Here is an 18,956-nt window from a genome sequence, read left to right on the forward strand (position 1 = left end):
CATTGACGGATCTAATTAACTTGCAGATTTAACACTCACAAACTCAGGGTATGCATCAACACCACAGTCAGACACATCCATACCGTTGTATTCTTCTTCTTCTGTCACTCGAATGCCCATGGTCATTTTTAACACAAACCATACGAGTAACGATGCAGAAAATACCCAGGTAAAGATAACTGCTGCGCCATATAACTGACTACCAAAGCTTGCATCGGCATTTGATAAAGGCACTAACATTAAGCCTAAGAAACCGGCTACACCGTGAACAGAAATCGCACCGACTGGGTCATCAATTTTGATACGGTCTAATGCGATGATAGAGAATATAACCACGGCACCTGCAACTAAACCAATCACGGCAGCCATTAAGAATGATGGCGATAATGGGTCTGCGGTAATGGCAACTAAACCAGCTAACGCGCCGTTTAAAATCATGGTTAAGTCGGCTTTGCCCCAAACTACCTTACAAACTAGTAGAGAAGAGATTGCACCAAAGGCCGCGGCGGAGTTGGTATTAACAAAGATTTTAGCTACTGCGGTTGCGTTTTCAGCATCAGACACTAATAACTGTGAACCACCGTTAAAACCAAACCAACCCATCCATAAAATGAACATCCCTAATGTCGCCATCGGTAAGTTTGAACCAGGAATAGGATTAATTTGACCGTTCGCGCCATACTTGCCTTTACGTGCACCGAGTAACAATACACCCGAAATTGCAGCAGCCGCACCAGCCATGTGCACAATACCGCTACCAGCAAAGTCAAAGAAACCGGCTTCTGATAAAAATCCGCCGCCCCATGTCCAGTAACCTTCAACTGGGTAAATAACGGCTGTCATTACTACAGAGAATGCTAAGAAAGACCACAGTTTCATACGTTCTGCTACTGCACCAGATACGATAGACATCGCAGTTGCCACAAACACAACCTGGAAGAAGAAGTCAGACTCTAATGCATGGTCTGCATCGCTTGCTTGTGAGCCTATTAACGAACCAAACGATGGCAAAATACCACCTTCAGTATTGTCGACGTACATAATGTTGTAGCCAACAAGCAAAAACATGGCACAAGCGATTGAGTATAAACACACGTTTTTAGTTAAAATTTCTGTGGTGTTTTTAGAGCGGACAAGTCCTGCTTCTAACATGGCAAAACCAGCAGCCATCCACATGACCAACGCACCTGAAATTAAAAAGTAGAAGGTATCTAATGCGAAACGTAATTCAGTTACTGTGAGCCCTAATTTTGTTAATTCTTCCATAATTGCCCCCTATAACGCTTCGTTATCAAGTTCACCCGTACGGATACGGATCGCTTGTTCTAATTCAGTCACAAAAATTTTGCCATCACCGATTTTACCGGTATGAGCTGCGGTGGTGATCGCTTCAATTAACATTTCTAAGTTTTCAGATTTAGTGGCAATTTCTAATTTTACTTTCGGTAAAAAATCCACTTGATACTCTGCACCACGATAAAGCTCTGTGTGCCCTTTTTGGCGTCCAAAGCCTTTAACTTCAGTAACAGTCATACCCTCAATGCCCATGCCTGCAATGGCTTCACGGACATCATCCAATTTAAATGGTTTGATGATAGCGCTGACGAGTTTCATCTCGACCTCCAAAAGTGTGAAAAAATATAGTTGTTATTGATTTGTTGTATTAACTAATTCAATCATTAGGCCACTTTTTTAAATCCATGTTTTAAAACACTTTAATTTATATTCTTGATTATAGACGCATATAAAAGCACCAATGGCGTGCATTAAAAAATCAGTAGCGCCTTATTTTGGTGCAACAACGGTGTCAATCCATTTGTATGAGTTAAAGGAGGGACACTGTTAATTAAAATAAGATTATGAAAACTGAGGATGCTGAAAACTGAGGATGTTGAAAAATGAGTATTGTGGAAACAGAGAGTTATAAGAGCAAAAAGTCGCGATGGCTGAGAAATATTAGAAATGGTAGTTATTGACACATCAGAGTGATGAAAAGAATTATCGCTGAAATAAGCAGCTTTGCGCTACATTCTCGCTATTTGAAAAAGAACAACCATGGCGACATAGCGACGCCTTAATCAAAAAAACGCTGAATGTATTCTGAGTGGTCACTTATTAATGTGGATTGGTATTAGGCTAATCAAACCACAAAAATAAAAACCGCTCACTAGGGAGCGGTTTTGGCTAATCATTAACAAAATAACGATATAAGTCGCTATTCCATCATTGCTGATTACTTATAGGTTGCTTCGCGTTTCTTCGCTTCTTCAGTCCACTTAGGCACAAGTGTTTTCTTGAATTCAGCTTTTTCAGCATTCATGGTTTTCATGTCCATGCCTAATGCTGCTTGCGCTTTTGCTTTAGTAGAAGTATCAGGGTATGCAATAGGTTGTTTAACACCTTTAGCACCTAATACCTGAGCCAATTTAACACGAGCATCAGCAGCTTTATCTAATGCAGTACCTAAAATACGCAATACTTCAGCTGGAGCATGAGTTGAGGCACCATGTGATGCAGTTGCAAAATCCCAACGCCATTGTGAATGACGAATATCCATTAGAATTGGCTTCATTTCAGCTTCAGTCGCGCCGGCATCCCAAGCAGCTTTCGCTTCAAAGTGAGCTTTAACTAATTGTTCTTCAACACGCGCTTTTAAATCTGCTGCTTTATGCTTACTCTCTTCAACTTGCTTAACCATAAACTCTTTGCTTTGGCTATGACATGTTGCACAGGTTTCTTCAAAGCGATCAAATGGATTACCCACTTTATGGTCAGTATATTTGCGCCCTTTGTCATTAGTCACTTTAGGCATATGACAATCAACACAGCTCACATTATTTTGACCGTGAGTACCCATTTTCCAAGTTTCATAACCAGGGTGTTGAGCTTTTAACATAGGTGTTTTAGACACGGCATGAGTCCAGTCAGAGAACTCTATGCTGTCATAGTACACTTCCATTTGCTCAACAGTGGTACCCATATCCCAAGGAAATTTAACAAAACCAGGACGATCTGCTGTTTTCTCGAAATAGTATTCAACGTGACATTGAGCACACACCATTGATTGCTTATCTTTACGAGAGGCTTTATCAAATGGGGTATTGATTGTGTTCATTGCGCGATCAACGTAAGGACGTGATATGCGTAACTTTGGTGAACCCTTTTCATGACAGTCGCCACAACCTAGAACATTAACGATTTCTGGTCCGCCTTTAGCCCACTTACCGCTAAAGTAGCCGTCTTCGCCTTGCTCTTCAATCATACGAGGTACGTCAGGGCTTTTACAGCTCCAACATGCCATTGGCATTGGACCGTCTTCTGCATTTTTGGGTGCGCCCGTGCGTAATGAATTAGTTACGTCAGTAATTGCATACATATGACCACGTGGTGCACTATAGTCTTTAGCAAAACCGTAACCTGCCCATAACACAACTAGACTAGGTACTTTTTCCAACATATCAACAACGTCTTTGCTTTCATCAGTTTCATGCCAGCTGTTATATTGATTTGAAAATTTATCTTTAAAAACCTCATTACGAGGCTCGGTTTTATCACTCGCCATTGCGCCTGCAGCCATAAAGCTGGCAGCGATAACAGCACTGAGTGCAATTGATTTTACGTTCATCTTCATCACCCTTTATCTCCGTGTTACATTATATTTATGTTAATAATCACGACATCTCCACTAACAAAAGTAGCCATTAACCTCGAACTTAGACATACCCCTAATGAGGTATAGAGGTGAAAGTTTGCGCCAGATCAACATGTAAACAGGATGTATCTCACATTTCTGTAAAATGGTTAATGTAATGCAGACACACCTAATGTAGAACACACGATTAGATAAGGGTTAAAACCCTATTTTTGTCTGATCAATATTCCATTTTTTCGTCATGTTAAGTAGGATTTTATGTTCACTCGAGGCAGTCTTACCTCCACCATTTTAAGCTTAATGCTGTTGCTGATTTTATTGTCATCAAGCTTAGCAGTGTTTTCCATCGTTAACTTAACTTTTAGTCTAGACGATGCGAAAGGGATTAATGCTTCTGGCTCAATGCGCATGCAAAGTTACCGTTTATTGCTCTTTACCAATGCCGGCAGCATCAACACCGATGAAAAAATTATCGAATTTGAAAATACCCTTAATTCTGATGCACTAAAAAGAACACTTGCCTGGTACAGCCCACAAGAACTGAGCGAACAATACTTGTTGGTTATCGACAAATGGCAGGTGATGAAAACCTACATTGAAGAAGGCAATGCACGCCTATATTCAGTAGCATTAAAAGACTTTGTCGATACCATTGATACGCTAGTATTGAAGATGGAATTGTTTGCGGCATTTAAGCTAAAACTACTGGTTATTGGCCAAATTATTGGCTTAGTGATTTTGCTTGTGATTGCATTTATGTCGGTATTATTTACGCGTAAACGGGTTGTTAAACCGTTGCAATTATTAATGGACAGCGCGGCCACAATCTCTAAGGGTAACTTTAAAGTAGAGATGCCTAAAACGGGTTATATAGAGCTCACCGCACTCGGTAATGCATTGAAAAAAACGGCGGCCGAGTTAGCCGATTTGTATGAAGATTTAGAAGGTCAAGTTAACGACAAAACCCTAGCTCTGACTCGAGCCAATAACGAGCTTGGTTTCCTCTATGACAACCTCGTTATGCTCCATGCCGATAAACTCGACTACAAAGCGTTACAATCTGCAATCAATCAACTGAAAGGCTTTGAAAACCTGGATTTTCTCAGGTTAGTGATTAAGCATGAAGATGACTCAAGCGATGTCATTAAAGCGGAAGGCGGCTGGCCAGATGAAGCAAACAACATAAAGTCAGTACAGTTTCCATTAACGATTGAGGCAACCAAACTGGGCTATTTAGACGTCATATCAAGTCAGCCCTTAAACCGTCAGCTATTTGAAAATTTTGCCATGATGCTGTCGCGTTCTATCACCATTCATAATGCAACAGAACAACGCCAACAACTGGCGTTAATGGAAGAACGTGCTGTTATCGCCAGAGAGTTACATGATTCGATTGGGCAATTATTGTCATTTTTAAAAATTCAGGTCAGTTTACTTAGAAAAAGCTTAGATCAAAGCTGCCGCAGCCCAGTAGTTGAGGGGCAGTTGATAGAGATCAATGAAGGCGTGAGTACAGCGTATGTACAATTACGTGAATTATTATCAACCTTTAGATTAACCATTAAAGAACCCAACTTAAGCCAGGCGATTGAGGTCATGCTCGATCAATTGCGCCAACAAAGTGAAGTTGATATCAAGCTTAATTACAAACTGTCGTCTCATTTACTGGAAGCAAAGCAACATATTCATATTTTGCAATTGATACGCGAAGCAACGCTAAATGCAATAAAACACGCCAGTCCGTCTCATATAATGGTAGATTGTCAGTTAACAAAAAATGGTATGATAACCATAGCGATATGCGATGACGGTATTGGTGTTGCACATTTACAAGAACGCGACCAACATTTTGGTATCGGTATTATGCATGAACGAGCCAATAAACTCGATGGCATAGTGTCGTTCAACAGTAATCAGCATGGCGGCACCACCGTTACGCTCAGTTTTCCACCTCAACAGGAGCCTTTAAATGGGTAAGCCGTATTCCGTACTTGTTGTAGATGATCATCCCCTGTTACGCCGTGGCATTTGCCAGCTTGTCACCTCTGACAGTGATTTTTTACTTTTTGGCGAAACGGGCACTGGCTTAGAAGCACTCACAGCCGTTGCTGACAATGAACCCGATATCATTTTACTCGACTTAAATATGAAAGGTATGTCAGGCCTCGACACGCTTAACGCCATGCGCCAAGAAGGGGTTACCGCGAGAATTGTCATTTTAACCGTATCAGACGCCAAGCAAGACGTTATTAGACTGCTTCGTGCAGGTGCTGATGGTTATTTACTTAAAGACACTGAGCCTGATTTATTACTTGAGCAACTCAAAAAAGCCATGTTAGGCCATAGAGTCATTAGCGAAGAAGTTGAGGCTTATCTTTACGAGCTAAAAAATGCTACTGATGACAACACCTGGATTGAAAGCCTCACGCCACGTGAATTACAAATTTTGCAGGAACTTGCGGAAGGGAAAAGTAATCGCATGATTTCTGAAGACTTACACATCAGTGAAGGCACGGTAAAAGTGCATGTAAAAAATCTACTGCGTAAAGCGAATGCCAAATCACGTACCGAAATGGCAGTACGTTATCTTAATAACTAGCCGAGTAAACGCTGTAAAGTAATCACCCTGTCAACACGCTTTTGATGAACATTGCGATTGGCGATACCCCACACCTGAGCGTGGGGTATTATTATCTTTGATTAATAAAGGCAAGCCAGCTTTGCAATACAGACTCAAAGTCTTCTAAACCGCAATATGACTCCGACTCCGCATCATACAAATTCATTGCGTCATCTAAATAATGCTCTTCTTCAAAATCGATGACATTAGCAAAAACTCGCACCTGTTCTGTGTCGATATCGATGGTCAAGTCAGCACCGACGTGACGCCACTGATTTTTACTGCCTGATTTAATTAAAATAATTTGAGTTAGGATATTATTAGCTCGGCTGTTATCGTCACCTAGATCTTCAGCAAACCAGCGGCCTAATACTTCATGCCCCATACTAAACTCAGCAAAAACCGTTCCTTCCAAACGGTTACGACGAAATTGATATTCCATTATTGTTGCTCTGTAATTAGCGTTATCACTATTTTAACCGAAGAAACCAAAACCTGCTGCCTGTAATGTCGTCGGATCAGTCCACATCTGATTAAATGTTAGATAAATATAGGGTTTCATTCGCTATAATCAATATATATACCCAATAAACCTGGGCCAAACTTAATGGCTGTGATAGCGAACACTTGGAATGATAAACAATGAATACTGGTTTTATTTATAGCTTACTGTTAACGGGGCCAAATGCAGGCCAGTCTCTGAGCGAGGAGCAAGTGGCTCAATGGCAGCCTCAGGATGGCTTATTGTGGCTACACCTTCGCTATCGTGAACCTAAAGCCCGTAAATGGATCCTGAACTCGGGGCTCGACCGTGTCGAAACCGATACCTTATTAGCCACCGATACTCGCCCTAGGGTCGTCAACTCAAACAAGGGAGTGTTGTTAGCGCTGCGCGGAGTGAACTTAAATCCCAATTCAGATCCTGAAGATATGGTCGCGATACGCATTTATGCCGAAGAGCATAAAATCATTTCAACCTGCGAGCGTCAGCTGCAATCGGTTATCGACATTGCAGATGCCATTTCCCAAGGTAAAGGCCCTATCGATACCGCTGCATTTATCATGGCCATTTGTGAACGTTTAACGCATCGTAAAGTTGAATTTATCGGTAAACTTGAGGAGCAACTCGACGAGTTAGAAGAGCGCGTGGTGACTAAAGTCAATAAAAGCTTACGTACCGACATTGCCGAACTTCGCCGTCAAACCGTAGTGCTTCGTCGTTACCTAGCGCCACAGCGTGAAGCCTTTTCGCGGATGTTACACGAAACCAACGAGCTCTTTGACGATAATGACAAAGTCCGTTTACGTGAAATCCATGAAACCTTAATTCGAGTGATTGAAGATCTTGATGCTATACGTGACAGGGCCAGTGTGACGCAAGAAGAACTGCAATCGCAACAATCAGAACAGGTGAACCAACGGCTGTACTTTTTATCTTTGATATCGGCCGTATTTTTACCACTGGGCTTTTTAACTGGCCTGCTCGGCGTCAACATTGGTGGTATTCCAGGTGCAGAGACTAACTGGGCATTCGCCGCATTCTGCGGTGGCTTATTTGGCCTTATCGCCTTGCAAATGTATTTATTTTATCGTTTAAAGTGGCTGTAAACGTTAGGTTTATTAATCTGAGCCCGGAATAAGGGATGAACTTATGTTATTTAAAATCAGCATGTTACACCTCCTAACTTTCAAGCTTGTCATTTGTTCTGCTAACAAGGCGAATTGACGCGTCAATAGCTAGCCTATTGTAAGTCGATTCAACACAGTTAGCAGGGCAAAGGGCTGTTTGAAAGGCGTTTATTATCCCGGGCTTAGGTTATTAGCCGTTGATCTGGGTAAAACGACCAAGTTACACCCAATAAAAAAGGACGCTTAGCGTCCTTTTTGTAATTAACTCAATCATTTGGGCGTTAACACCAAACACGAGTCAGCATGTATTCACACTATTACTTGGTCGCGGCAGCGGCAGCTGCTGCTTTTTCTACAGACACAAGTTCAACTTCGAAAACCAATGTTGAGTTAGCTGGAATAGTGCCAGTATCGCGGTCGCCATATGCAAGTTCTGCAGGGATAACAAACTTATACTTAGCGCCTACAGGCATTAACTGTACACCTTCAGTCCAACCAGGAATAACACGGTTCAATGGGAACTTAGCCGTTTCACCACGAGCATATGAACTGTCGAACTCAGTACCGTCAATTAACGTGCCACGGTAATGTACTTCAACGGTGTCTTCTGCAGCAGGTTTGTCGCCTTTACCCGCTTCTAATACTTCGTATTGAAGGCCAGATTCAGTCGTCGTTACGCCTTCTTTGGCTTTATTGTCTTCTAAGAATTTTTTGCCTTCAGCAACTGATTTAGCCGCTAACGCTTCAGCTTGCTCTAAACGCTTGTCGTTTAACTTTTTGTCTAGGTCTTGTAATACAGTTTGCATTTCTTCTTCGGTCAACTGCATTTCTTCGCCTAAGCCATCGCTAAAGCCTTTGATAACCATAGTACGGTCAACAGCAAAACCTAACTCTTCTTGCTCTTTAATGTGACCAGACATGTACTTACCAATTGAACCACCCACACTGTATGCTTCTTTTTGAGCGTCAGTTGTTAACTCTACTTTCTTTTGTGCTACGTCTTGTTCTTGGTTACATGCAGTCAAACCAACAACAGCTAATGCAACTAACGATAATTTGTAAATAGATTTCATTAAAGCTTCCTCAGCATCCTTTAGTGGTTACAATAACCTAATACATTCTAACTATGAGATGTTTTAGTGGTCATGTTCGCTTGCCACTTTATACTAGTTAATGGGGTTATACCATTGGGTCAACCTTATATCACAAGGTTTACGACAATAATTCAAGGGGCAAGTTCATGACACGGGTTTCAATGCTGTTTTTTTGCTCAACTTGGCTGTGCGTATGGCTTTTATCAGGTTGCCAACCCGCACCAAACAAGGTTGTAGAGATCACGACTGACGCCAGTTACAGTGCGAGCTTGTCTGCCGACGGCCAATTAGCATTGGTGAGCACCGCCAACAATGGGGTACAAGTGTGGGATTTAACTGGCCCAAGCATGTCCTACCAATGGCTTCAAGGTCAGCAAGATAACACCAGTAATGTCATCGATACGGCAATATCAGCCAACAATACCTTTGCCGCGACCATTAGCAGTAGCTCATTAGCCATTTGGCGCTTAAATGATGGCAGCTCAGTCGGGTGGTGGTCACTGCCCTCGTATGCTCAAAGTGTCGCTATCGCCGATAATGGCCAAACATTAGTGGGACTTGTGGATGGTTCCGTGATGTCACTATCCCCACAAAAAAGTCGTTTAATTCAATTTTTAGGCCATCAAGAAAAGGTCAATAGCGTATCGATAAGTGCCGATGGTCAAACGGCGCTAACAGGCGGAAATGATGGCAAAGTGATGTTATGGAATAGCCAAAGCGGCCAACCCATCAAGCAATGGCAATTAAGTTCACGTATTACCAAAGTTCTCATCAACGACAGTGGCAGCTTAAGTTTTGCGGCTGACATCACCGGCAATGCTACCGTGTGGCAATCAGCTTCTGGTGAGCCGTTGAGTAAACTGAATATTATTCGCCGCCAAATGAACTTTTCCTCGGCACGCTTTGTCAAAAATGATACACAACTGCTCACAGGTACGCCCTCAAAAGAGATTTTTTTGTGGCAAGTTGACTCTGGTGAATCCTCAGGGCACTGGCAAGTTCAGCTGAGTAAAAACACCCAAAACAGAGGCGCTGTAGTATACTCTGCCGCAATGACAGCCCAAGGCACCATTGTCAGCATTAGTAGCCAAGGTTTAATTGAATATTGGCAGCAGTAACAGAGATAAATAGAGGCCCATATGGAGCACGTTTTGCAGAAGATTGACGACCTTGAAATGAAGCTTTCTTTTCAGGACATCACCATTGAAGAACTTAATCAAGAAGTGATTAAACTCAATACATTAGTTGCCAGACTACAACAGCAAATGCTATTAATGGTCAACAAAATGCAAGCTATGGAGCCGAGTAATATGGCATCCCAAGCCGATGAAACACCGCCACCGCACTATTAATATCGTCATACTCAATACCATGACAACACACGTGTGGTTAGGCTCATTGGTAAATAGCTTGTCATTGCTCCCCTTAACGATTAGCAGGCATACATGAACTTAAATCAACACCTCGCAATAGCCACGACAGGCGATGATATTCTCACGCTGATGGCTGAGCCTGTGACGGTGTTTGATGATAAATTGCGCACTTTGGCCGATAGCATGCTTAGCACCATGCTTAATGCTAACGGTGTCGGTATCGCGGCCACACAAGTGTTTAGCCCAGTGGCAATGTTTATCATTGCATCCAATCCAAATGAACGCTATCCAGATGCCCCAGTGATGTCGCCAACTGTAGTCGTTAATCCCAAGATATTATCAACCTCAGCGGCCACAGAAGCTGGCATTGAAGGCTGCTTATCCATCCCGGGGCAACGCATAAGTATTTTGCGTCATAGCCAAATTGAAGTGCAATACCAATCACTTGACGGACAATGGCAACAACAAGTGTTAAACGGTTTTGTTGCGCGTATTTTCCAGCATGAATATGACCACCTGCAAGGCATTACTTTACTTGAACGCATTAACTTAATGACATCTCAACCAGAGGTGCTGCCATGCTAAAATCACTCTCTATGGCGTTTTTACTCATAATAGGGCTGTCGGGTTGTGCTTATAACAGTGTGTTTGTCAATTATCCCTCACAAATCGCCCCGTATAAGCAGCAGTTGAGCAGTGACTCTCCAGCGGCAAACATCACCGATTTAGCTGACAATATTAGCGGCAACGATGGCCTGCTCTATGCCCAAGAGTCGGGAAGAATTATGCAAATTGCCGGCGATTTTGAGCTCAGTAAAACCTATTACCAACAAGCGATTTCGGCATATCAAGCCTTTGACGACAAAGCGATTATTAGTGCTAGCAAACTCGGCTCTGGCGCAAGCAGTTTATTATTAAACGACAATGCCATACCTTATCGCGGCCCAGGTTATGAGCGCATTATGGTGCACCAGTATCAAGCATTTAATTATTTATTTAGTGGTGATGCACAAGGCGCATTAGTCGAAGTGCGCCGCAGTAATGAGCTGCAAAGCATTGAACAAGCTCGTTATCAAAAATCGCAAAAGTCAGTACAAAATATGGCGAATGGCACCATCGATGCGCAAATGGCGCAATTGGGTCAATCTGCGGGGAGCGTCACCAGTTCATTTTTAAATGCATACAGCTACTACATAACCGGCTTACTTCACGAACTGGCTAACGAGCCAAACGATGCATTTATTGATTACCGTAAAGCCGCGCAAATCACCCCAGACAATCGTTACTTGCAACAAGATTTAGTCCGCTTAGCCAAGCAATTGGCCATGCCGCAATTTGATGAGTTTCAACAACGTTGGGGCGATGCGGTGATGCCAACGGCTGGTCAAGGGCAAGTGGTATTTATTGTTGAGCGAAGCTTTGTGCCAGAAAAACAAAGTATTACTGTACCGTTTCCGATTAATGGCAATATCCAAAGCGCATCACTTGCCACCTATCAACCGCAACGACAACTCACTACGGCAAGCTTAATTCAAGGCTTGGGTGATAATCTAGAAGCGCAAAACATTGCCAATATCGACGCATTAGCGATTAATGCCTTAAAAGAAGACCTACCTGCAGCGTTATTTCGCCAGGCGGCAAGGATTTACGCCAAGTACGAATTAAATCAAAGTGTGCAAAGTAGTAGCCGACGAGCCAACAATCAAGTTGATGCTGGCGCACTTGTGATGCAAATTTTTAACGTGATTAGCGAACAAGCAGACCGCAGAAGCTGGTTAACCTTGCCGCGCCAAGCACAAATAGCAAAGCAATTTATCGATGCTGGCGACTACGATATACGCTTAAATAACAGCCAAAATGTGAAAATTGAAGTAAAACCAAGCCGTACAACATTAATTTGGGCAATAGAGACTGGAAATCGTACCCGTTTTTATTCGATAATCATCTAATAGATGATAACCCTTATCAACTGTCACTCATCACCAATGGAATTTATTATGAAAAACTTGAAACTGATATTTGTGTTAGCCGCAGTGATAGGGCTGAGCGCCTGTCAATCTAAAGTAGAATACGGCGATGCTACTGAAGTCGAAACTGTTAACGAAAACTTTGGATCAACTGATCTGCAAGACATTGCTGCTAAAATGGTCGACAGTATGATGACATTCCCACCAGTGGTTGTTATTACCCAAAATAATCGTCCGATTATATTTGTCGATAAAATTAAAAACAAAACCTCTGAGCATATTGATACCGAGTCTGTTACCGACACGATTAGCAACAAGTTACTTCGTTCTGGTAAGTTCCGTTTTATCGACATGACAAAAGTCGATACTGTGCGTAAACAACTAGATTATCAAAATAATGCTGGCATGGTAGACCCAACAACCGCGATTAAATTTGGCCGTCAAATTGGCGCGCAGTACATGTTATACGGCAACTTATCGAGCATCGTTAAGCAAGATGGCAGCACCAAAGACGTGTACTACAAAATGACCATGCGCTTAATGGATCTTGAAACAGGCTTAATTGAATGGTCTGACGAAAAAGAAATTCGTAAGGTTAAATCGAAGTCATTTTTAGGCTTGTAATATACAAGCACATAGCAATAAAGCCGACATTGATGTCGGCTTTTTCATACACCCAATAATAAGTTAGGAACACTAACGTGAAATTGTTATCCACTGAATTGTTTAGTCCACGGGTTATTAAAACCGCTTTTGTTGCATTATGTTGTGCCAGCGTGTTCAGCTGCAGTAGCTCACTTTCAACCTCATCGTTACAACGTGACGGTTCGGCTTATATCAGCCAGGTGCAAGCGCAAGCACGTGCCAATGTGGTATCAAATGTACAATACGATTTAACCTTCTTTTTAAGTGAACACAGTCAATTCAGTGCCATCTCGACAGTACACTTTGACCTAAGCAGTGTGCCTAAATCGTTAACGCTCGATCTCAATAAAGCCAACATTAAACAATTTACCATTAACGGCACCAAGGTATACCCTAACTACAACGGCGCTTACATCGTTATTAATCAAAGTTTATTGGTGAGCGGCAACAACACTGTTGCAGTCGAGTTTACTCGTGAGCACAGCACCAATGGCGAAGGTTTACATCGCTTTGTTGACCCAATAGACAGTAAAGTTTACTTATACTCGCATTTTGAGCCAGCGGCCGCGCAACAAATGTTTGCCGTGTTTGACCAGCCAGACTTAAAAGCCACCTACCAAATTAATGTACACGCGCCCAAAGACTGGCAAGTGATCAGCGCTATGCGTGAAACTAATGTGGTCGATCAAGGCGATACCAACCTGTGGACCTTCCCTGTTACGCCTAAATTAAGCCCATATAACTTCTCGATGCATGCGGGCCCTTATAAAGTCTGGGAAGACAATTCAGGCCGCTATCCGATGCGCTTATTCTCGCGTCAATCGGTTGCCGAGCAAGTGACACCACAAGATTGGTTTACCTATACCAAACAAGGTTTAGACTTTTTTGACCGCTATTTTGGTATTGCTTACCCGTTCAAAAAGTACGATCAAGTATTAGTGCCAGACTTTTTATACGGCGCGATGGAAAATGCGGGCGCAATTACCTTCTCAGAAGATCGTTTCTTATTTAATGCCAAAATGACCGCCGAACAAAAAGAGCGTTTAGCCGGGGTTATCATGCATGAAATGGCTCACCAATGGTTTGGTGATTTAGTCACCATGAAATGGTGGAACGGCTTATGGTTAAACGAAAGTTTCGCCTCATTTATGGGCACATTAGCCACCAGCGAAGCCACCGAGTTTAGCCATGCTTGGCGCACCTTTTATGCCTCTGGTAAACAAGCGGCATATCATCAAGACAGCTTAGTCACCACTCACCCAATTGAAGTGCCTGTAGCCACTAGCCAAAATGCATTTGATAACATTGACGCCATCACCTATCAAAAAGGCGCCTCGACCATTAAACAGCTGCGACATCTTTTAGGCGAAGAAACCTTCCGCAGTGGAGTTAGTCAATATTTAAAACAATACAGCTATCAAAATGCCGAACTCAACGATTTTATTAACAGTTTAGCCAAAGCCAGTGGCCGCGATTTATCGCTATGGACCAAAGAATGGCTATACGCAGCAGGCGTTAACACCATCAAGGCGCAATACACTTGCCAAGGTAATCAAATAGACTCATTTGCAATAATACAAACCGCAGAAGACAGCCAACATCCAACTTTGCGTGAACAACGTGTACAAATTGGATTGTTTAGCAAGCAACGTTATGGCTTAGAAATGCAGCAGTCTATTGCGGTAACTTATAAAGGGGCTTATACCGAAGTTAACGAACTGATTGGCGAGATTTGCCCAGATTTAGCCTATCCAAACTACGACGATTGGGGTTTTGTTAAAGTCGAATTAGATCAAAAATCATTTACGACCGCCAAACAATTACTGAGCCAAGTGAGCGATCCGTTATTACGTTCGATGTTATGGCAAAGTATGTGGGACAGCGTGATTGACGGTAAAACATCACTGGATCAATTCTTAAATATTGCCCTGATTAATGCGCCGCTCGAAAAAGATTACACCATTTTAGGTCAAGTGCTGGATAACATGCAGCGAGCCAAAAACTACCTTGACCTTATGGCGCCGATGCATGCCAGTTATAACAGCAAAATATCAAAAGCACTTAGCCAAATGAGCTTGCGTATGAGCATGGAAAGCTACCGTAACCGTGATTTTCAACGTCGTTGGTTCGATGCCTATATCAGCTTATCAAGCCACGGTGATGCGCTTGAGCATATTCAATCGTTACTGCAAAGCAAGAGCCACATTAAAGGCTTAAGCATAGATCAAGACTTACGCTGGGCCATGATCCGCCAGCTAAACCGTTATGATTACGGTGATGCTCAAGCATTCTTGGCTAAAGAGAAGCACCTTGATCAATCAGACTCTGGTGAAAAGGCCGCGATTGCAGCCGAAGTTGTCCGCCCACAGTCATCCCTTAAGCGCCAGTGGTTAAATACCATTGAACATAACGACAGCATGGCATTTTCAAAGGTACGCGTTGCTATGTATAACCTTTATCCTGCCGAGCAAAAGCTATTGAGTGCAGCCACTGCCGATCAACGCTTTGCAAACTTAGCGCTAATGGACGATAAAGGGCCGGTGTTTATGCGCAGCTTTGCAGCGCAATTAATTCCAACCGATTGCAGCTCAAGCAATATTGATGCAATTAGCCAGGTATTAAACAGCGAAACTAGTTTATCAAAACTGGCCAGACGCGCACTGCTTGAAACTCGCCAACAAGAACAGCGTTGTGTGAACATTAAGCAAAAGCTCAATTAACAGCCTTAATTGAGCAGCCTTTTAAAACGTAAAAAGCCGGAGCAATCCGGCTTTTTTGTTAGTGAAATTAGCCTGTACGCAATGCTAATATTTTACCGATATCCAATGGTGGCTTAAATTGACTAAAAGCGGTGTGCTGTTGATCAATGGCATAGATTGACATTCTGTCGGCTAGCTCATTACCTTCAATGCCGATATGGGCTGCAACATGTTGAATGGTGAGCTTATCTTTAATCGCATCATAAAGTTCATGCGCTTGTTTAATAATATCTAGGTTAGCGATTTCGCCACCTTTGCGGGTCCAGCCTTTTGACTTCCAACCGTAAGCCCACTCGCTAATGCACTTAATAGAATATTGCGAGTCACTCATAATCTGCACGCTATGCCCGGCATCTAAAGCCGTTTTAGCCATCAATAAGGCTTGATGTAATGCATTAAGCTCTGCGGTATTGTTGGTGCCATTAGGGTTGAATGAACCATACCATAGCTCGGCAAGTTGAGCTTGACGATATACTGCAATACCAGAACCCGCTTTACCCGGATTGGGCTCACAACCGCCATCGGTGTAAATCACTACATCAAACTGCGACAGTACCGCATTGTTAGACGCTTGGGTTGCAGTACTGATGCTCGCTTTCGCCTTAGGGCTTGTCGTTTTAGTGACCGATGATTTAGCGGCTGCCTTGCCAATACTGTTGTGCGGCGACTTGGCAAAAGCCGCTTTTGCTTCAGCTTCAGTGGTAAAGGATTTGTATTTAGCTTGCGGAAACTTATCAACGGAACGTTTAGTCACATCCCAGCTGGTAAAAATACCCGTTTCGCGCCCTGCCCAAACTACATAATACTTTTTTGCCATTGTGGTTTATCCTTGCCAAATTCACATCATGCCACGATTAATTTTGGCTTTAAAACAAAACCTACAACATAGGCAGGTTTTGCTGATTGTTTATTCAAATCAATCAAAACAACAACGCACAATATGACTAGTTGACGATAATTGGGCCATCTATATGCTGATGATTCACCCCACCCGAGCCTGCGCTCACAATCTCAAGTCCTTTAGTATTACTGACATTAATGCCACCAGAACCATCACTAATGGTGACTTTACCGTTAACCTGATCGATATTAATCGAGCCCGAACCATCGCTCACTTCAATATCACCTACCACTTGTGAGATGTTGATAGAGCCAGAACCGTCTTGCAAGGTCACATCACCAGTCACATTTTTCATATTAATTGAACCAGAACCATCAGCCAGCGTCACTGCGCCAACATGGTCCATCACAATGCTACCAGAGCCATCTTTGAGTGTAATGGCGGCCGCTACATCAGTTATCTTAATCGAGCCAGAACCGTCGGTAATATCTAGCGCTAAAGCCGCTGGTACAGTCAGTAACACATCGATAAAAGGAGATTGCTCCATAAAACCGTCAGACTGAATATCGGCAACAAACATGCCATTGCCGCCTTGCTTGTTTAGGGTTAATTCAATCTCAACATCGTCGCTGTCTTTGTCGGTATAAATATCTGCGATGACTTCAATGTGTGTTTGCCCCTCTACCCCTTTAACGGTTAATTTACCCGCGCCAGTATTAACCACTAATTGATTTAGTGATTGGCTGTCTAGGGTCATTTTTTGTTGGGTATGTGTTAGTTCTGCATTCACGTCGGCAGAATCTGTTAACGAAAATATCGACTCAGCTTCAGTGTATGACGCGCCAAAAATCGTCGCACCTAATACTAAACCTACAGTTAGGCTAATGGTCGCAATACGAATAGACATAGGTTAAATTCCTTTTAAAAGAGATTCGAAATAGAATAGGCTGATACACAAGGTTAGTCGCAAACTGACTAATACATATCATCACCTTATATAACTATCACTAAGCAGGTTTCATACCAAAACAGTAAGCTGTTGTTTTAAATCGCTTATAATTATTTTATGGTAATACTCATTGAGCTAAAAAATTAAAACATCACCTAAAACAACACAAAGTGGTGAATATCACTACCCGATAAACCCAATATTGAATAACAAATATTGAACAACGAATAACGACAACTTATGACAACAATTCAACACGACCATCTTCATTGCATCGATATCATTGTCGGCTCTACCAATCCGGTAAAAATAAATGCTGCCAAAAACGCCATAGCGCAGTATTACCCCAACAGCACTGTGCGCTGCCAAGGTATGCATGCACCCTCGCAAGTGGCAGAACAACCGATGACCGAAGCCGAAACCAAACTAGGCGCCATTAATCGCGCTCGATATTGCCAACAACAGGCACAAGCTGCAGATTTTTATGTGGCAATGGAAGGCGGCGTAGATCATTTTGATCATGGTCCAGCAACGTTTGCTTATATGGCGATTATCAGTAATGACACTTTATCGGTCGGCCGTAGCGCCAACTTACCCTTACCGTCGACCGTATATGATGCTCTAGCCGCGGGCGAAGAACTCGGCCATGTGATGGACCGAATGTTTAGCACCCAAAATATTAAACAAAAAGGCGGCGCGATAGGCTTACTGACCCAAGGTTTAGCCACTCGAGAAAGCATTTATACCCAGGCGCTGTTACTGGCCATGACTCCTTTTATTAATGCGGAATTATTTAATGACTCAACACTCTAGTACTTCAAGCCACAGCGTCGACGCCATAATCCGTCCACTCACAGCGCAAGATGATGCCGCGATAGCCGCAGTGATCCGTGAAGTGTCGGCAGAATACGGCTTAACCCCAGACAAAGGCTTTAGCGTGGCTGATAAAACCCTCGACAGCTTAAGTGAGGTGTATCAAGCACAAGGCTCACAATATTGGGTGATTGAATACCAAGGTAAGGTCGTTGGCGGCGCCGGCGTTGCAGCGCTTGCGGGGAATATTGGCGTGTGCGAACTGCAAAAAATGTATTTTAACTGCGCCATCCGCGGCCAAGGCATGGCCAAAAAGCTCACTCGTCAATGCATTGAATTTGCTAAAAACCAGCAATATCAATCGATGTATTTAGAAACGACAGCGGTATTAGTTGAAGCCTTAGCGCTCTATGAAAAACTGGGCTTTAACCACTGTCAGCATTTAGGCGAAACCGGTCACGATGCCTGTGAAATCGCCATGATAATGGACTTATAGCTAAAAAGCATTCCATTAACTTACCTACCGCCGAGCTTGTTTTAGAGTGTTTTTCAAGCAGTCTTCTCCTGACAGTTTAATAGCGCTTTGCAACGATGCAAAAGCTTGGTAGCCTAAA

At 42.8% G+C, this 18,956-nt stretch carries 18 protein-coding genes; 11 read left to right on the forward strand and 7 right to left on the reverse strand.

Annotated elements, in window-relative coordinates; all coding sequences use genetic code 11:
* Window positions 1-15: 15 nt before the first annotated feature.
* From AC19MX_RS16290 to nrfA, 3 genes are all read right to left on the reverse strand, one after another.
* Window positions 16-1,266, reverse strand: coding sequence for an ammonium transporter (locus AC19MX_RS16290; RefSeq protein WP_498299205.1), 1,251 nt, complete (start codon window positions 1,264-1,266; stop codon window positions 16-18).
* A gap of 9 nt (window positions 1,267-1,275) precedes the next feature.
* Window positions 1,276-1,614, reverse strand: a complete 339-nt coding sequence (locus AC19MX_RS16295) for a P-II family nitrogen regulator (RefSeq protein WP_432402506.1) — start codon at window positions 1,612-1,614, stop codon at window positions 1,276-1,278.
* Between the two features lie 619 nt (window positions 1,615-2,233).
* Entirely contained in the window at window positions 2,234-3,625 is a 1,392-nt protein-coding gene (nrfA, locus tag AC19MX_RS16300; RefSeq protein ID WP_498299206.1) for an ammonia-forming nitrite reductase cytochrome c552 subunit, read from the reverse strand.
* Between the two features lie 285 nt (window positions 3,626-3,910).
* Here nrfA and narQ point away from each other — a divergent pair, with 285 nt between their 5' ends.
* Together narQ and AC19MX_RS16310 are read left to right on the forward strand one after the other, a co-directional pair.
* A complete protein-coding gene (gene narQ, locus AC19MX_RS16305) occupies window positions 3,911-5,629 on the forward strand; it encodes a nitrate/nitrite two-component system sensor histidine kinase NarQ (RefSeq protein WP_498299207.1) in 1,719 nt (572 codons plus the stop codon).
* Entirely contained in the window at window positions 5,622-6,251 is a 630-nt protein-coding gene (locus AC19MX_RS16310; RefSeq protein WP_432402510.1) for a response regulator, read from the forward strand. Before narQ ends, AC19MX_RS16310 begins: the two co-directional genes overlap by 8 nt.
* Window positions 6,252-6,342: 91 nt before the next feature.
* Here the strand turns inward: AC19MX_RS16310 and AC19MX_RS16315 are convergent, their stop codons facing one another.
* A complete protein-coding gene (locus AC19MX_RS16315) occupies window positions 6,343-6,714 on the reverse strand; it encodes a YacL family protein (protein ID WP_498299208.1) in 372 nt (123 codons plus the stop codon).
* Between the two features lie 200 nt (window positions 6,715-6,914).
* Here AC19MX_RS16315 and AC19MX_RS16320 point away from each other — a divergent pair, with 200 nt between their 5' ends.
* Complete coding sequence (locus tag AC19MX_RS16320) at window positions 6,915-7,880, forward strand: zinc transporter ZntB (RefSeq protein ID WP_432402514.1); 966 nt, start codon at window positions 6,915-6,917, stop codon at window positions 7,878-7,880.
* 338 nt (window positions 7,881-8,218) lie between these two features.
* On the opposite strand, the gene fkpA is transcribed toward AC19MX_RS16320, so the two are convergent.
* A complete protein-coding gene (gene fkpA, locus AC19MX_RS16325; RefSeq protein ID WP_432402516.1) occupies window positions 8,219-8,974 on the reverse strand; it encodes an FKBP-type peptidyl-prolyl cis-trans isomerase in 756 nt (251 codons plus the stop codon).
* A gap of 167 nt (window positions 8,975-9,141) precedes the next feature.
* Here fkpA and AC19MX_RS16330 point away from each other — a divergent pair, with 167 nt between their 5' ends.
* The 6 genes from AC19MX_RS16330 (at window position 9,142) to pepN (ending at window position 15,700) form a co-directional block, all read left to right on the forward strand.
* Window positions 9,142-10,113, forward strand: coding sequence for a WD40 repeat domain-containing protein (locus AC19MX_RS16330; RefSeq protein ID WP_432402518.1), 972 nt, complete (start codon window positions 9,142-9,144; stop codon window positions 10,111-10,113).
* 21 nt (window positions 10,114-10,134) lie between these two features.
* The gene (locus AC19MX_RS16335; RefSeq protein ID WP_432402520.1) at window positions 10,135-10,347 is read left to right on the forward strand and encodes a SlyX family protein; all 213 of its coding nucleotides are present in this window, start codon (window positions 10,135-10,137) and stop codon (window positions 10,345-10,347) included.
* A 93-nt stretch (window positions 10,348-10,440) separates the two neighbouring features.
* A complete protein-coding gene (gene def / locus AC19MX_RS16340; RefSeq protein ID WP_498299209.1) occupies window positions 10,441-10,953 on the forward strand; it encodes a peptide deformylase in 513 nt (170 codons plus the stop codon).
* Entirely contained in the window at window positions 10,947-12,317 is a 1,371-nt protein-coding gene (locus tag AC19MX_RS16345) for a COG3014 family protein (RefSeq protein WP_498299210.1), read from the forward strand. The genes def and AC19MX_RS16345 overlap by 7 nt, the downstream gene beginning before the upstream one ends.
* A gap of 48 nt (window positions 12,318-12,365) precedes the next feature.
* Window positions 12,366-12,959 carry a penicillin-binding protein activator LpoB gene (gene lpoB / locus AC19MX_RS16350; protein WP_188958353.1) on the forward strand — a complete coding sequence of 198 codons (594 nt, stop codon included), beginning with the start codon at window positions 12,366-12,368 and terminating at the stop codon, window positions 12,957-12,959.
* Between the two features lie 77 nt (window positions 12,960-13,036).
* Window positions 13,037-15,700: an aminopeptidase N gene (gene pepN, locus AC19MX_RS16355; RefSeq protein WP_498299211.1), complete on the forward strand. Its 2,664-nt coding sequence runs from the start codon at window positions 13,037-13,039 to the stop codon at window positions 15,698-15,700.
* Between the two features lie 67 nt (window positions 15,701-15,767).
* Here pepN and AC19MX_RS16360 read toward each other — a convergent pair whose 3' ends face one another.
* Both AC19MX_RS16360 and AC19MX_RS16365 read right to left on the reverse strand, forming a co-directional pair.
* A complete protein-coding gene (locus tag AC19MX_RS16360) occupies window positions 15,768-16,556 on the reverse strand; it encodes a ribonuclease H1 domain-containing protein (protein WP_498299212.1) in 789 nt (262 codons plus the stop codon).
* A 127-nt stretch (window positions 16,557-16,683) separates the two neighbouring features.
* Window positions 16,684-17,487: a DUF4097 family beta strand repeat-containing protein gene (locus AC19MX_RS16365; protein WP_498299213.1), complete on the reverse strand. Its 804-nt coding sequence runs from the start codon at window positions 17,485-17,487 to the stop codon at window positions 16,684-16,686.
* A 282-nt stretch (window positions 17,488-17,769) separates the two neighbouring features.
* On the opposite strand from AC19MX_RS16365, the gene yjjX reads away from it, so the two are divergent.
* Together yjjX and AC19MX_RS16375 are read left to right on the forward strand one after the other, a co-directional pair.
* A complete protein-coding gene (gene yjjX, locus AC19MX_RS16370; RefSeq protein WP_498299214.1) occupies window positions 17,770-18,342 on the forward strand; it encodes an inosine/xanthosine triphosphatase in 573 nt (190 codons plus the stop codon).
* Window positions 18,326-18,838 carry a GNAT family N-acetyltransferase gene (locus tag AC19MX_RS16375; protein WP_498299215.1) on the forward strand — a complete coding sequence of 171 codons (513 nt, stop codon included), beginning with the start codon at window positions 18,326-18,328 and terminating at the stop codon, window positions 18,836-18,838. The genes yjjX and AC19MX_RS16375 overlap by 17 nt, the downstream gene beginning before the upstream one ends.
* The last annotated feature ends 118 nt before the right edge of the window (window positions 18,839-18,956 follow it).

This window comes from Shewanella sp. MF05956, assembly GCF_059758055.1.

Coding starts and splice junctions, on each gene's coding strand:
- AC19MX_RS16290 (WP_498299205.1), bottom strand. CDS start 1,266: ATGGAAGAATTAACAAAATTAGGGCTCACAGTAACTGAATTACGTTTC.
- AC19MX_RS16295 (WP_432402506.1), bottom strand. CDS start 1,614: ATGAAACTCGTCAGCGCTATCATCAAACCATTTAAATTGGATGATGTC.
- nrfA (WP_498299206.1), bottom strand. CDS start 3,625: ATGAACGTAAAATCAATTGCACTCAGTGCTGTTATCGCTGCCAGCTTT.
- narQ (WP_498299207.1), top strand. CDS start 3,911: ATGTTCACTCGAGGCAGTCTTACCTCCACCATTTTAAGCTTAATGCTG.
- AC19MX_RS16310 (WP_432402510.1), top strand. CDS start 5,622: ATGGGTAAGCCGTATTCCGTACTTGTTGTAGATGATCATCCCCTGTTA.
- AC19MX_RS16315 (WP_498299208.1), bottom strand. CDS start 6,714: ATGGAATATCAATTTCGTCGTAACCGTTTGGAAGGAACGGTTTTTGCT.
- AC19MX_RS16320 (WP_432402514.1), top strand. CDS start 6,915: ATGAATACTGGTTTTATTTATAGCTTACTGTTAACGGGGCCAAATGCA.
- fkpA (WP_432402516.1), bottom strand. CDS start 8,974: ATGAAATCTATTTACAAATTATCGTTAGTTGCATTAGCTGTTGTTGGT.
- AC19MX_RS16330 (WP_432402518.1), top strand. CDS start 9,142: ATGACACGGGTTTCAATGCTGTTTTTTTGCTCAACTTGGCTGTGCGTA.
- AC19MX_RS16335 (WP_432402520.1), top strand. CDS start 10,135: ATGGAGCACGTTTTGCAGAAGATTGACGACCTTGAAATGAAGCTTTCT.
- def (WP_498299209.1), top strand. CDS start 10,441: ATGAACTTAAATCAACACCTCGCAATAGCCACGACAGGCGATGATATT.
- AC19MX_RS16345 (WP_498299210.1), top strand. CDS start 10,947: ATGCTAAAATCACTCTCTATGGCGTTTTTACTCATAATAGGGCTGTCG.
- lpoB (WP_188958353.1), top strand. CDS start 12,366: ATGAAAAACTTGAAACTGATATTTGTGTTAGCCGCAGTGATAGGGCTG.
- AC19MX_RS16360 (WP_498299212.1), bottom strand. CDS start 16,556: ATGGCAAAAAAGTATTATGTAGTTTGGGCAGGGCGCGAAACGGGTATT.
- AC19MX_RS16365 (WP_498299213.1), bottom strand. CDS start 17,487: ATGTCTATTCGTATTGCGACCATTAGCCTAACTGTAGGTTTAGTATTA.
- yjjX (WP_498299214.1), top strand. CDS start 17,770: ATGACAACAATTCAACACGACCATCTTCATTGCATCGATATCATTGTC.
- AC19MX_RS16375 (WP_498299215.1), top strand. CDS start 18,326: ATGACTCAACACTCTAGTACTTCAAGCCACAGCGTCGACGCCATAATC.